12 protein-coding genes are annotated in these 13,840 nt (G+C 69.2%); 9 read left to right on the top strand and 3 right to left on the bottom strand.

The features are described 5' to 3' along the window. The first annotated feature begins 433 nt into the window (after positions 1-433). Together BUB76_RS15975 and BUB76_RS15970 are read left to right on the top strand one after the other, a co-directional pair. Positions 434-1,624: a metallophosphoesterase family protein gene (locus tag BUB76_RS15975; RefSeq protein WP_073130001.1), complete on the top strand. Its 1,191-nt coding sequence runs from the start codon at positions 434-436 to the stop codon at positions 1,622-1,624. Further along, entirely contained in the window at positions 1,621-5,019 is a 3,399-nt protein-coding gene (locus BUB76_RS15970; RefSeq protein WP_073129997.1) for a YhaN family protein, read from the top strand. Before BUB76_RS15975 ends, BUB76_RS15970 begins: the two co-directional genes overlap by 4 nt. A 59-nt stretch (positions 5,020-5,078) precedes the next feature. Here BUB76_RS15970 and pcaQ read toward each other — a convergent pair whose 3' ends face one another. Further along, a complete protein-coding gene (pcaQ, locus tag BUB76_RS15965; protein ID WP_073129994.1) occupies positions 5,079-5,987 on the bottom strand; it encodes a pca operon transcription factor PcaQ in 909 nt (302 codons plus the stop codon). A gap of 93 nt (positions 5,988-6,080) precedes the next feature. Here pcaQ and pcaC point away from each other — a divergent pair, with 93 nt between their 5' ends. From pcaC to BUB76_RS15935, 6 genes are read left to right on the top strand one after another with little or no spacing between them, the layout of a single operon-like run. Beyond that, a complete protein-coding gene (pcaC, locus tag BUB76_RS15960) occupies positions 6,081-6,464 on the top strand; it encodes a 4-carboxymuconolactone decarboxylase (RefSeq protein ID WP_073129991.1) in 384 nt (127 codons plus the stop codon). Further along, positions 6,461-7,189 (top strand): protocatechuate 3,4-dioxygenase subunit beta, encoded by a 729-nt coding sequence (pcaH, locus tag BUB76_RS15955; RefSeq protein ID WP_073129988.1) that lies wholly within the window; start codon positions 6,461-6,463, stop codon positions 7,187-7,189. The genes pcaC and pcaH overlap by 4 nt, the downstream gene beginning before the upstream one ends. A gap of 3 nt (positions 7,190-7,192) precedes the next feature. Then, positions 7,193-7,813, top strand: a complete 621-nt coding sequence (gene pcaG / locus BUB76_RS15950) for a protocatechuate 3,4-dioxygenase subunit alpha (RefSeq protein WP_073129984.1) — start codon at positions 7,193-7,195, stop codon at positions 7,811-7,813. 7 nt (positions 7,814-7,820) lie between these two features. Further along, positions 7,821-8,660, top strand: a complete 840-nt coding sequence (locus BUB76_RS15945; protein WP_073129981.1) for a 3-oxoadipate:acetyl-CoA acetyltransferase — start codon at positions 7,821-7,823, stop codon at positions 8,658-8,660. A gap of 31 nt (positions 8,661-8,691) precedes the next feature. Next, positions 8,692-9,477 (top strand): alpha/beta fold hydrolase, encoded by a 786-nt coding sequence (locus BUB76_RS15940; RefSeq protein WP_073129978.1) that lies wholly within the window; start codon positions 8,692-8,694, stop codon positions 9,475-9,477. Between the two features lie 5 nt (positions 9,478-9,482). Beyond that, positions 9,483-10,529 carry a 3-carboxy-cis,cis-muconate cycloisomerase gene (locus BUB76_RS15935; RefSeq protein WP_236737941.1) on the top strand — a complete coding sequence of 349 codons (1,047 nt, stop codon included), beginning with the start codon at positions 9,483-9,485 and terminating at the stop codon, positions 10,527-10,529. A gap of 831 nt (positions 10,530-11,360) precedes the next feature. Here BUB76_RS15935 and BUB76_RS15930 read toward each other — a convergent pair. Further along, a complete protein-coding gene (locus BUB76_RS15930) occupies positions 11,361-12,239 on the bottom strand; it encodes an NAD(P)H-binding protein (protein WP_073129972.1) in 879 nt (292 codons plus the stop codon). Between the two features lie 103 nt (positions 12,240-12,342). Between BUB76_RS15930 and BUB76_RS15925 the strand changes: the two genes are divergently transcribed. Then, positions 12,343-13,293 carry an AraC family transcriptional regulator gene (locus BUB76_RS15925; protein ID WP_073129968.1) on the top strand — a complete coding sequence of 317 codons (951 nt, stop codon included), beginning with the start codon at positions 12,343-12,345 and terminating at the stop codon, positions 13,291-13,293. A gap of 174 nt (positions 13,294-13,467) precedes the next feature. Here the strand turns inward: BUB76_RS15925 and BUB76_RS17735 are convergent, their stop codons facing one another. Next, a complete protein-coding gene (locus BUB76_RS17735; RefSeq protein WP_139250903.1) occupies positions 13,468-13,659 on the bottom strand; it encodes a hypothetical protein in 192 nt (63 codons plus the stop codon). Between the last annotated feature and the right edge of the window lie 181 nt (positions 13,660-13,840).

Below are 13,840 nucleotides of genomic sequence, written 5' to 3'. Positions count from 1 at the left end.
CACCGAAAGGCAGGGACGGCGCCCCCGCGCGGGCGTCGTCCATCGCGTTCATCGGTCTTTCCAAGTGCCCGCGGGAGTGGTCGGCGCAGGCTCGGGCGGTCGCGGGTCATCACGGCCGCCCGTATCCCGCGGGTGCCACCCGCGACATCGTGCGGGCCGCGGCCTTTATATCCGCAGGCCACGGGCCCCGTCGGAGCCGGGTCAGATTTGATTTGGAATTCGCCAGAGCCTCTGGTCTTTTCCGGTTCACGAGATGGAATGGATAACGCGGGAACAGGTTGGTCGTGAGGGTGGTGTGGCTTGGCGGATGATCTGGACCCAGCCGTCAGGGTGGCACGCCCGGTCGCGACCCGCGCGCCGGATGATCCGAAGCGACTGGTGACCGAAAGCGGCGTGTCGCCGGGCACCGGTTCCGCGGCGGCGCGGTCCTGAAATGCGGTTCCTGCACGCCGCCGACCTCCACCTCGATTCTCCGCTGCGCTCGGTCGCGCTGCGCGACCCGGACCTGGCGGGTCGCCTTCACGACGCGTCGCGGCAGGTCTTGGCGCGGATCGTCGACCTCGCGATCGAGCGAAGGGTCGATGCGCTGCTGCTCGCGGGGGACGTGTTCGACAACGGCGTGCCGGACGTGGCCACGCGCACGGTTCTGGCCCGCGCGCTGGGGCGGCTGGGCGCCGCCGGCATCCCGACCGTCCTGATCCGCGGCAACCATGACGGGCTGCTGGACCCGGCGCGTTACGGCGCGCTGGGCGATAGCGTCTTCCTGCTCGATGCCGATCGGCCCAGCGTCGAGATCGGCGCAGCCACGATCCACGGCACGTCGCATTCGGGCGGTCCCGAGACGCGCAGCCTGCTGCCCCGGTACCCCGCGCCGGTTCCGGGCCGGATCAACCTCGGCCTGATGCATTGCTCGCCCGACGGCACGCGCGGGCACGACCCCTATGCGCCCTGCGCCGTCTCGGACCTGCTTGAGCACGGCTATGACTACTGGGCGCTAGGCCACATCCACGCGCGGCAGGAATGGCGGGGCGACCGCGCGCTGGTGGTGATGCCCGGTATCCCGCAGGGCCGCCACATCCGCGAATCCCGCGGTGGCTCGGTCACGCTGGTGCGGATCGACGGGGAGGGACCGCAAGCCGAGGAACTGCCGGTCGGCCTCGTGGGCTTCCGCGAAGTGTCGATCGATCTGCCCGGCGACGACACGCAGACCGCCCGGCTGCACCGGATTGCCGATGGTTTGCGCGGTGCCGCCGAGGGGCCCACCGTCCTGCGCGTCACCCTCGCGGGGCCGGGCGCGCAGCCATTCGCCGCCGGGGCGGGGGACGCGCGGCACGCGCTGTCGGAACTGGCGGCCGAGATCGGCGAGCTTTACCTGGATCGCGTGCGCGTCGCCCCCGACCTGTCGGTGCCCGACGACGCGGCCGCCGGCGACCTGGTCGCGCTGATGCGCCTCGAGGCCGGTACGGCGGGCTTCCGGGAAGAAGCTGCGCGGATGCTGTCGGACCTGCGCGATGCCCTGCCGCCCGAGGCGCGCGATGCGATCGACGACGACACGCTCGAGGGACTGATGGCCGATGGCCTCGCGGCCGTCGCGGCCCGCCTGTCAATGGCGCGGTCGGAATGAGGCTGCGCCGGCTCGACCTGGTCCGCTATGGGCACTTCGAGGGGCAGAGCCTCGATTTCGGCGCGGCCACCGGCGACTGCGATGTCACGGTCGTCTACGGCCCCAACGAGGCCGGAAAAAGCACGGCCTTCACCGCGTGGCTGGACCTGCTTTACGGCTTTCCGCCCCGCAACACGCCCTATGCCTTCCGCTTCGACCGGAAGGACCTGCTGGTGGGCGCCGAGATCGAGGTCGATGGCGGCACCCTGACGCTTCAGCGTACGCCGAAGAAGACCGGATCGCTGACCGATGGCGATGGCCGCGGTCTGCCCGAACACGTGCTGGCCACCCACCTGCACGGGCTCGACCGTGACGCCTACCGCACGCGGTTTTCCCTGAACGACGCGGTTCTGCGGTCGGGCGGCGAGGAGATCGCGGCTGCGAAAGGCGATCTCGGCCGCCTGCTTCATGCGGGGACGAGCGGCCTGTCCGGTCTGTCGCAGGCGCTGGACGACGTGCAGTCCGACGTGGACGCGTTCTACCAGAAAGGCGGCAGCAAACAGGCCGTCCCCGAGGCCAAGCGCCAGCTGAAGGCGCTGGACGCGACGATCCATGACGGCCGGCTGGCGCCGCTGCGCCACGACGACCTTTTGCGGACCCGCGACGCGCGGCGGGCCGAAGCCGGTGCGGCGCGCGACCGGCTTTCCGAGGCCAGGCGCGCGCTGGCCCATGCCGAGGCCGCCGCCCGACGCGCCGCGCTGCGGGCCGAGCGGGACCGCGTGGCCCGGCAGCTCGACGACTTCCCGGACGGACCGGACCTGCCGCCCGATGCCGTGCCCGAGATCGCCGCCCTTGTCGAGAACGCGCGCGAGGCCGACGCCCGACGCGCACGGTCCATCGCGGCGCGTGATGCCGCCGCCGATCGGTTGCACGGCCTCGTGCCCGATCCGGACGGGCTGGACCTGGGTCCCGTGATCGCCGAGATCCGCGAAATGACCTTCGACGGACAGCCGCTGCTGATGCGGGTCGGCGGGGCCGAGGCCGATCTCGACCGGCGACGGGACGAGCGCGCGGCGGTGGCCCGGGATGCGGACCGGCTGTGCCGCAAGATCACGGGCCGGGGCCTCGACGATCCGCCGCCGGGGTTGCGGCGAGAGATCCACGACCGGCTGGACGCGGCGGTGCAGCGCCTCGCGGAGGCCGAGGTCGAGGCGCGCGCGGCCCGAACCACGATGGACGATGCGCGCGAGGATCACGGAGCGCCGCCCCCGGTGCCAAAGGGCGAGGATGCCCTGTCCGATGCGCTGGCGGCCATGCAGGAGGACGCGCCGGACCTCGATGCCCTGCGCGAGACCGCGGCCGACAGCGACGCCGCCGCCGACAGCGCGGCGGAAGGCTTGGCGCAGGATTGGCGCGCGCGGCTGTCCGACACCGGCGAATTGCCGGGGGACGACACCGTCGCTGCCGTTCTGTCCGAAGCCGAGCACGCTGCCACCCGGCTGGCCGAAGCCGATACGCACGCCTCGGACGCCCGTGCCGCGCTTGAAACGGCGCGGGCCCGGCTGGACGCGGCCGAGCGGAACCCGGGCAGCGTGGACGCGGCGGCCTTGCAGCGCCTGCGCGGTGAGCGCGAGGCCGCGTGGTCCGCCCACCGCGCCGCACTTGACGCGGTAACCGCCGACCGGTTCGAAGCCGCCCTTCGTGCCGACGATGCCGCCATTGCGGCGCACGCGGCGGGTGCCGATGCCCGGGCCGCATTGCTGGCCCGCCAAGAAGAGCTGGCAGCCGCCGAGGTCGAGGCGCGCACGGCGCTTGAACTGGTCGAGTCCGCCAAGGCGCGGAACGACAAAGCGATGAAGGCTCTGGCCGAAATGGCCGCGCGGCTCCTGCTGCCACCCGACGCGCCGGGGACGGCGGTCCGCGCAAGGCGGACGATGCTTGCCACGGCTCTGGACCGCGCGGCAGCCGCCGAGACGGCGCGGTCCCGGCTGACCCGCGCCGAGACGCGGCACGCCGCGCTGACCGAAACGCTGGCCTCGGCCCTTGCCGACAGCGGCGGAGACCTCGGGGCGGGCGCGTTGGTTCCCGCCGCGCGCCGCCATCTCGAGACGCTGCGCGGCGCGCAGGCCGCGCGCACGGCTTGGGAGGATCAGGCGGCGCGGATCGACAAGCTAGCCAAGCTGGCCGAGCGTGCCGAGCGCGATGCGCGGGCTCGTCTCGCGGTTGTCGAGGATGTCGCGGCCGGCAGCTGGGCCGAGGGGATGGCCCCGCAGGCGATCCGTGCGGCCCTGCCCGACGCGCGCGACCTGGCCGGGCTGATGGGGGATCTGCGCGACCTCGACCGCCGGATCGATGCCATGGAGCGCGCGCTTGCCGCCTTCGGGGCCGCCGCGGCCCTGCCGCGCCGGATCATCGGTGACGCCGAGGGCGCGGACGCGCTGATCCGGGCCGCCGAGTCCCGTTTCCGCGCCGCCGAGGAGACCGCGCGTGAAATCGCCACCCAGTCCACCGCGCACGAGAAGGCCGACGAGGCGATCCGGACCGCCGAGATGGACGCGCGCGCGGCGCGGGGTCGGATATCCGCGTTGTTGGAGGGGCAGGAGGGGGCCGAGGCGGCGGACCCGCCCGCCTTCGCCCGTCGGCTGGCGCAGCGCGATGCCCTGCGCGCCGATCTCGCGCGGATCGACGACGATATCGCCCGGGCGGCCGTGGGGTTCGATGCCGCCCGCCTGGCCGGCGAAGAGTCGGTCGACGACCCCGCGCGCCTGCCGCTGTTGGCAGACGCCGTCGCCACGGCCGAGGCGGAGGCCGACACCGCGAACCAGGCGCTCGGCGCGGCCGAGGAGGCTCTGCGCGGTGCCCTGGACGCCGGCGGCGCGGCGGCCGCCGACCAGGACCGGGCGGCGCTGCTGGAGGACTTGCGGTCCGGCGCACGGGACGCCGCCGCCCGCATGATCGGTCTTGCCGCCGCACGGGCCGCCCTGCGGCGCCTGGGCGAGGACCGCCGCGGCCTGATGCTGCGCGAGACACAGGCGGCCTTCGCCACCCTGACCGGCGGCGTGTGGGAAAGGCTCGAGACATGGCGGGAAGGGCAGGGCGAACGGATGGTGGGCATCAGCGACGACGTGCCTGTGCCCGCCGACGGGATGTCGACCGGCACCCGCGCGCAGCTTTACCTCGCCTTGCGCATCGCGGGGCACGCCGCCTTCGTGGCCGAGGCCGGCCCGCTGCCCTTCGTGACCGACGACATCCTGGAAACCTTCGACGACACGCGTGCCGCCGCCGCGCTGGAACTGACGGCCGAACTGGGCCGTCGCGGCCAGGCGATCCTGTTCACCCACCACGTCCACCTCGTCGAGATGGCCCGGACGCGCATCCCGGAGGCACGGGTCATCACGCTTCCGCCGCGGAAGTGATTCCGGTCGGTGTCGGAATCGATGGTGCCTGGCCCGGCCGCGCACCCGTTGCCGGTCCGTCAGCCACGCACCGCCGCGCGCAGGCAGTCGGCGAAGACATCGCGGGCCACGCTGATCGGGGCCGCGCGCGACACGCTGATGCCCACCGGCCCCGACAGTAGCGGCGATTGCAGCGCCACGGTTCGAAGCTTGCCGTCGTCTATATCGTCGGCGACCACCCCGCGCGAAATGAACCATACCGCGTCGGACATGCGCACGACCTTGCGCCCGATCGGCAGCGCCACCGTCTCGATTGCGGCACGCAGGCCCGGCAGTCCGATGCTGGCCAGGTACCGCTCGACCGTGGCCGAGATCACCGCGCCGCGCGGCGGCAGGATCAGCGGATAGGCGGGCAGGCCCGCCTCGGGGGCGGGGGCCGTCAGCAACGGGTGACCGGGGCGGCAGACCAGCACGATATCCTCGAGGTAGAGCTGCTCGAAGGTGACCCCGGTGGCCGAGTCCTGCTCGGGCATGCGCCCCACGACAAGGTCCACCGTGCCGTCGCGCAGGTGGTTGAACAGCAGCCAGTTCGGCCCCGTCAGCACGTGCAGCGTGGCCTTCGGCAGGGCATCACCGAAGGCCAGCGCCGCGCGCGGCAGCAGATCCCCGGCGGCCGTGGGCAAGACCCCCACCGACAGCCGCGCGGGCGCGCCGCCGTCGCGCGCGAGCCTTTCCTGCGCGCGCATGAGCTCGGACATGGACGCCGCGGCATGGGCCTGGAAAATGCGGCCCGCCTCGTTCAGCCGAAGGCCCCGGCCCACCCGGTCGAACAGCCGTGTGCCCAGGATCTCCTCGAGCTCTTTCAGGCCCTTCGACACCGCCGGCTGCGTGACGTTCAGGGTCTCAGCGGCCTTCGAGATGCTTTCGGCGCGCGCGATCTCGAGGAACGAGCGGATGTGGCGCAGGTGAAGGCGGGCAGGCCAATTCATAATCTTATGGTTATACGAAGAGTGGACCTTTTCAATATAATCGTCCCGTGGATTATCATATGGTCAGGCGGGCATCGCAGCGGAGGAGCAGGGATGAGCCAACGATACGACGACGGGATGGCAACCCGGCGCGCCGTGCTGGGCGACGCCCACGTGGACCGCGCCGAGGCGGGCAAGACACCGTTCGACCAGCCGTTCCAGACCATGATCACCGAGGGCGCGTGGGGTACCGTGTGGTCCGACCCGACGATCCCCCACCGCGAGCGGTCGATGCTGACGCTTGCGCTGCTGGCGGCTTGCGGAAATTTCGACGAGATCCCGATGCACATCCGCGCCACGGTCAACACGGGCGCCAGCAAGGATGACGTGATGCAGGCCTTCCTGCACGTGGCGGTCTACGCGGGCGTGCCGAAGGCCAACCACGCGATCAAGCTGGCCAAGGCCACCTTTGCCGAGATGGAGGGCGAAACCCCATGAAGACCCCCGCCGAATTCTACATGCGCGACAGGTCGATCCACCCGCCGGCATACGCGCCCGCCTACAAGACATCCGTCGCGCGCAGCCCGAACCAGGCGCTGATCTCGCTGGAGAACACGGTGTCGGAGATCACCGGCCCGCGCTTCGGCCACGGTGATATCGCCGAGGGCGACAACGACCTTCTGACGAATTACGCCGCTGCGGGCGAGAGCGCCATCGGCGAGCGCATCATCCTGCACGGACGCGTTCTGGACGAGAACGCCAAGCCTGTGCGCAATACGCTGGTCGAGGTCTGGCAGGCCAACGCGGGCGGGCGGTATCGCCACAAGAAGGACACGTATCTCGCGCCGATGGATCCCAATTTCGGCGGCTGCGGGCGCACCCTGACCGACGACGAGGGGTACTATTTCTTCCGCACCGTGAAGCCCGGCGCCTACCCCTGGCCGAACCAGGTGAACAACTGGCGCCCCGCGCATGTGCATTTCTCGGTGTTCGGGACGGCCTTCGCGCAGCGCCTTATCACCCAGTGCTATTTCGAGGGCGACCCGCTGATCCCGATCTGCCCCATCGTGCAGACGATCCCCGACCCGGCCGCGATCGACCGGCTGACCGCACGGCTGGACATGAACGCGACGATCCCCTTCGACGCCATCGCCTACCGCTTCGACATCGTGCTGCGCGGTCGTCGCTCGACCCTGTTCGAAAACCGGCTGGAGGGGAACTGAACCATGGCGAACCCACTGGACTACCTCAAGGAAACCGCGTCGCAGACCGCCGGGCCCTATGTCCATATCGGCCTTGTGCCCAGCGACACCGGTATAGAGATCTACGACCACGAGCTAGGGCGCGACATCACGGGCCCCAATGCCACGGGCGAGCGGATCCGCGTCGAGGGGCGCGTGCTGGACGGCAACGGCGCCGCGCTAAAGGATGTGCTGATCGAGGTCTGGCAGGCCAATGCCGAGGGCGTCTATGCCCACCCCGAAAACTCGGGCACGGTCGAGGACGGCTTTCGCGGCTGGGGCCGCGTGATCGCCGATTTCGACAGCGGTGAATGGTCTTTCGAGACGGTGAAGCCCGGCGGTGTGCCGGGCCGGTCCGGCAGCCGGCAGGCGCCTCATATCAACCTCTGGATCGTGGCGCGTGGCATCAATATCGGCCTGAACACGCGGCTTTACTTCGACGACGAGGGGACGGCCAACGCGGCCGACCCGGTCCTCGGCCGCGTGGACCCGCCCCATCGCCGCGACACGCTGATCGCCACCCGCGACGACAGCGGCGCGATGCCCGTCTATCGCTTCGACATCCGCCTCCAGGGCGATGGCGAAACCGTGTTCTTCGACATCTGAGACTGCCATGACCCAACCCTGCATCATCTGCGTCGCCATCACCGGATCGCTGCCCAGGAAGGCCAACAACCCCGCGGTGCCCATCACCGTCAGCGAACAGGTGGAAAGCACCGACGAGGCGTTCGAGGCCGGGGCCAGCATCATGCACGCCCATGTGCGCAACGACGACGAGACGCCGTCCTCGGACCCCGAGAAATTCGCACGGCTGAAGGAAGGCGTGGAAAAGCACTGTCCCGGCATGATCATCCAGTTCTCGACCGGCGGGCGCTCCGGCGCGGGGCAGGCGCGCGGCGGGATGCTGCCGCTGCGGCCCGACATGGCGTCGCTGTCGGTGGGGTCGAACAACTTCCCCACGCGCGTCTACGAGAACCCGCCCGACCTGGTGGACTGGCTGGCCTCGGAAATGGTGGAATACGACATCAAGCCCGAGATCGAGGCCTTCGACCTGTCGCATATCTTCCAGGCGGCCAAGCTGCATGCCGAGGGCAAGATCGCCGCGACACCCTACGTGCAGTTCGTCATGGGCGTGCAGAATGCCATGCCCGTCGACGGCCTGGTGTTCGATTTCTACGTCCAGACGGTCAAGCGGCTGTTCGGCGACGATGCGCCGTGGTGCGCGGCCGGGATCGGGCGGCACCAGGTGACGTTGAACGAATGGGCCATCGCGGCGGGCGGTCACGCGCGCACCGGGCTCGAGGACAACGTGCGGATCGACAAGGACCGGCTGGCGCCGTCGAACGCAGCACTGGTCCGGCGCACGGCCGAGATCTGCGCCGCGAACGACCGGCCCGTGGCCACGCCCGCCGAGGCGCGCCGCATGCTGGGCCTTCGGGCCGTCCCGGCGTGATGGACCGCCACACCGAGCCTTCGGGGGTCCCATGCGCCGTTTCCTGAACGTGGGCGGCAAGACCCTGCACGCGGAGCTGCGCCCGGGCGACGGCGGGCGGCCCATCGTCTTCATCAACTCGCTGGGCAGCGACCTGCGGATCTGGGATGCGGTTCTGCCGGGCTTGCCCGCCGAAGCGCCGGTGCTGCGCCACGACAAGTGCGGGCACGGCCTGTCGTCGGGCGGAACCGACAGCATCGCCGGTTTCGCGCGGGACCTGGCCGACGCCATGGACCAGGTCGCCATGGCGGGCGCGCTGGTCGTCGGCCTGTCCATCGGCGGGCTGATCGCGCTGCAACTGGCGCAGGACCGGCCCGACCTGGTCGGCGGCCTCGTCCTGAGCAACACGTCCTACAGGATCGGCACCGACGAGATGTGGCAGGCCCGCATGGACGACCTCGACGCCCTTGGTCTGCCCGCCATGTCCGCCGGCGTGATCGAAAGGTGGCTGTCGCCCGGGTTCCGGGCCGCCCACCCGGTGGCGACCGAGGGCTGGCGCATGATGCTGGCGCGGACACCGCAGCCCGGCTATCGCGCCGCCTTCGCGGCGATCCACGACGCGGACCTGTCGGCCGTTCTGCCGCGCCTGTCTTGCCCCGTGCTGTGCATCGCCGGGTCCGAAGATGTCACCACCCCGCCCCGTGTCGTCGCCGACCTGGCCGAACGGATCCCGGGCGCGGCGATGGTCGAGCTTGAGGGGGTCGGGCATCTGCCCTGTCTCGAATTGCCCGACCGGGTGGCCGAACTGGTGGCCGGCATGCGCGGGCGGCTGTCTTGAGCGACGTGTTCTCTCACCCCTGGCTCGGCGGGCTTTTCGGCGATCCCGAGATGGCGGAACTCTGGTCCGCCGAGACGCAGCTCGCGCATTACACGGCCTTCAAGGTGGCGCTGGCCCACGCGCTCGAGACGGCGGGCCGGGTTCCGCCGGGCCATGGCGCCGGTGCGGCCGCGTCGCTGGCCGCCCACGCGATCGACCCCGTTTCATTGGCCGGGGACGTGGCCCGCGACGGCCTGCCGATCCCGGCGCTGGTGCGCCGCTGGCGCGCGGCCGATACCGACCACGCCGACGCGATCCACACCGGGGCCACGTCGCAGGACGTCATGGATACCGCGTTGGCGCTGACGTTGCGGGCGGTGTCGGACCTGCTCCTGCGGCGGCTGGGCGCGCTGGACAGGGCGCTGGGCGATCTTATGGACCGCTTCGGGGATCGCCCGCTCATGGGGCGGACACGGATGCAGGCGGCGCTGCCGATCACGGTGGCCGACCGGCTGCGTGACTGGCGCGCGCCGCTCGCCGCGCAGGCCGGGCGTCTCGACGCCGCGCGCGCCGATGTGGAGCGTTTGCAACTGGGTGGCGCCGTTGGCACGCGCCACGGGTTCGGCGCCGACGGGCAGGTCATTGCCGATGCGATGGCGGAGCGCCTGGGTCTCGCCAGCCCCGATCACGCCTGGCACAGCGACCGGGGCGGCGTCGCCCATTATGCGGCCTGCCTGTCGGGCCTCTCGGGCACGCTGGGCAAGATGGGCCAGGACATCGCGCTGATGGCGCAGCAGGGGTTGGACGAAATCCGCATCGCCGGTGGCGGCGGGTCCTCGGCGATGCCGCACAAGTCGAATCCGGTGCTGGCCGAGCTTTTGGTGACGCTGGCGCGGCTCAACGCGGGTCACCTGGCGGGCGTGCAGAACGCGCTGATCCACGAGCAGGAACGCTCGGGCGCGGCGTGGATGCTGGAATGGGCGCTGATGCCGCAGATGGCGCTGGCGACCGGGCGGTCCGTCACCGCGGCGCAGGTGCTTTGCGACCGTATCGAGGACATTGGCAACGCCTGACCCGGCCCGCACAGGCGCGGTGGGCCATCCGGAGTGACGCGTCGGGCGCGTGTCGTCCGCGTCTGCACGGCGGCGGCCAACAGCGCAGGACGGAGCGTCGCCGCGGCGTCCCGCGCGACGCCGGTTCACCGCCACAGCCGGGGGACCGCCTCTGACACTGCGGATCGTGAACCGCGGGTCTATGGCAGACCAGAGGACCGTGAATTCAGGGAAATGGCTGGGGTGGTAGGATTCTTTGCTAAGATATTGATTTGTATATATTTTATAAGAAATAGAAGGATATGGTGTCAACTGAAAATTTGGAGAAGCGCTGTTCGTGACGCTATCTGTGTTCCAGCGCAAATCAGTGCCGGCTTGCGGTATTGAACTGGCAGATGGACCGCTCCCCGAGCGTTCCGTGATCACCGGTCACGAGGTCGCCGATCAATCGGCCGCGAACTGCCTTCACGGCGACGCCACCTTTGAGACAGATCAACGATGTGTCGGCCACTGGTGCGAGGACAATGGTGAGCATCCGTCATAAGCCCTGAAGCCTGAGGACAGGCTCCGCCTCTGAAGAAACCAATGGCTCTGCCACCGCGCATCAGCCGACTGAGGGCCCTATTTCCCCGCATGAGAAAGACAGACAGGCGGGCTCGGAGGACAGCGGAGGTAAGACTCCCGGCGCGGCTACGTATCGCGCTGGCAGAAGTCGCGCGTCAACATCCTCGCCCGGGACTTCAAACTCTGTCAGATCTGCCGAGCGCTGGGGCGCATCACGCCCGCGGTGGCTGTCGAACACCTCACGTCGAGGGCACAAGACGGACCGGACGACCCCGAGAGCCGGTCGAGTTACCCCTGCACGAGCGGACGCAGCTCTGTCTTGCACCAGGTGCGGAAGGTCGTCGGCGTGGCGGAGCGATCGGTCGGGCAGGCCGCGGTATCCATACCCTCGTTCTTGGCGGTCATCATCTCAACATAGCCCTGCGCCATTTTTTCGGTTGCGCCCATTCTGCGCATCATACCTCCGAAATCCTCCGGTGTTATCTCGTGCACAGCGATCTCGCGCCCGAGCACCTCCGACATGACCAAAGCCATCTCCTCAAAGCTCAGATTCTCCGGGCCGCAGAGAGGCAGATCCGCGACACCGTCCCAGTCGCGCTTGGACAGCAGCCCGGCGGCGACGCGTGCGACATCGGACTTTGCGACATGGGGCAGCTTCATGTCGCTTGGGGTCGGCTGATAGAAGACGCCTTGCTCCCGGATCGGTTCGGCCTGGCGCGCGAGGTTGTCCATGAGCGAGGCACAAGCGAGCGACCGATAGGCGACGCCGGTCGCCCCGATCCTATCGTCCATAGCGACGCTCGCAGCGGCGTGGCCAGCCGGGGATGGCCAGCCCCGCCCGAGGGCCGAGACGCCGACAACATGGCTCACCGTCGATCCGGGTAGAGCGTCGCAGAATGCGCGGGAAAACGCGACATAGGCCGCCTCGGGGCTTTCCGCTGTCGGCGGCCCAGGCGGGAGCCAGAATACCGCCGAGACATCATCGAGGGCGGCGGAAATCGTCACTGCGTCGGCGTGCGAGCCTTCGATGACGTCGACGCTGGCGCGTGTGTTCCTGTCAAGTTTCGAGGCGTCGCGCAGGATCACGCGGACGGCCTCGCCCGCCTCAAGAACATGGGACAGGACGCGGGTGCCGATATCGCCGGCGGGGGTGGTGATGAGGATCATGGCAGATTTTCCTTTGTCGCTTTCGCAGGGTCATCTAGCCACCCAATGCGGACGATCTATGTTGCAGAGTTCGGATTCTTGTTGCCATCGTCCGGAAGCCCGCATGGACCCGCTTTCTGATATCGTTGCACTCCTCAAGCCGCACGAGTGTGTCGCTGCCGGGTTTGACGCGGCGGGCGATTGGTCGATCCAGTTCGAGCGTCACGCGGGCCTCAAGTGCAATGCCTTGGTCAAAGGGGGATGCTGGCTGTCGGTGGACGGGGGCAAGCCGGTGCGACTGGACGCGGGGGATTGCGCGATACTACCTCACGGCTTGCCGTTCGTCCTGTCGGCGCGACCTGGACGGTTCGGCGTTGATGCCGCCGAGATCTACAGCCCCTTGCCCCATGGCGGGACGGCAACCTATGGCGGCGGTGGAGATTTCTTCATGGCTGGCAGTCGGTTTCTGCTGTCCGGGCCCGCCACGGAGATGCTGTTGCCATCGTTGCCGCCTTTCTTGATCGTCAGGGCCGGCGCGGAGGGTGAGGTCCTGCGTTGGTCGGTCGAGCGGATCGCTCGAGAGTTGCGCACTCCGCAGCCCGGTAGTTCATTGGCCATCGCACATCTGTCCCATCTCGTTCTGATGCAGGCTCTTCGCGCCTGTCTCTTGCAAGAGCAGACCGGCCTGGGCGGCTGGTTCGCCGCTTTGACGGATGCTTCCGTCGCCCGTGCGGTGGCGGCAATCCACGCCAACCCAGCGCGCCGCTGGACCCTGGCTGGGCTGGCCGCCGAGGCCGGTCTGTCCCGCACGACCTTTGCCGAGCGCTTTCGGAAGGTGACCGACCAGACGCCTCTGGGCTATCTAACCCGGTGGCGCATGGCGCTCGCCATGGACCGCCTTACCGGGTCCAACGCCGCGCTTGGCCAAATCGCCGCGGAGGTTGGCTACGCCTCTCAGGCCGCTTTCTCCGCTGCATTCCGCCGCGAAACTGGCTACTCGCCTCGGCAATACGCTCGCGAAATACACGCCAGCAGCACGGCCGCGGCCGTGAGCCGACCGATCGTGGCGAGATGATTGGGGATGGCGAGATCATCAGCACCTGTCCGAAGGCAATCGTATCTTCTCCGGTGAATTGGAAACGGACCATCGGGTCAGTAGGCCGCGAGGCCTTTGATCTCGGTCACGAAGGGCGGATTGCTGACCTTCGCTGCGGCACGCGCCAATGTCGTTTTTTTTTCGGCGAACCGGTCATTCTGAAAAGACTCCCTGCGTTGGATAGAGTTTTGAGATCACAATTTTGCGCATAGAGATGGCGAGGCGATCGTGAAACACTTCGAGCGCTCGTCCGGCTTGCTCTTTTGAGAGCCAACCATCCTCCATTCTCCATCGCCGAAAAAATATCCAATCCAATGCGTCGCGCCGCGAGAACTCGATCGACATCCTTGCCCTCTCAGGTGTCATCGGGTTTTCGACGCGGGCTCGGGGTCCGTAGTCACGGACCGCCTTTTCGATAGCGGCTCGATGCCTCTCTGAAATGCCCCCTCTGAAGTGGTCCGCCCACTGGGATAGAATGATCCCGTCATGGAGAGGACCAGAGAATGGCTGGGAAGCGAGAGAAGCC

The organism is Palleronia salina (assembly GCF_900141995.1).
GTDB classification, from domain to species: domain Bacteria; phylum Pseudomonadota; class Alphaproteobacteria; order Rhodobacterales; family Rhodobacteraceae; genus Palleronia; species Palleronia salina.
Note: the sequence above shows the minus strand (reverse complement) of the source record. Positions and strands in the feature narration are given on the sequence as shown.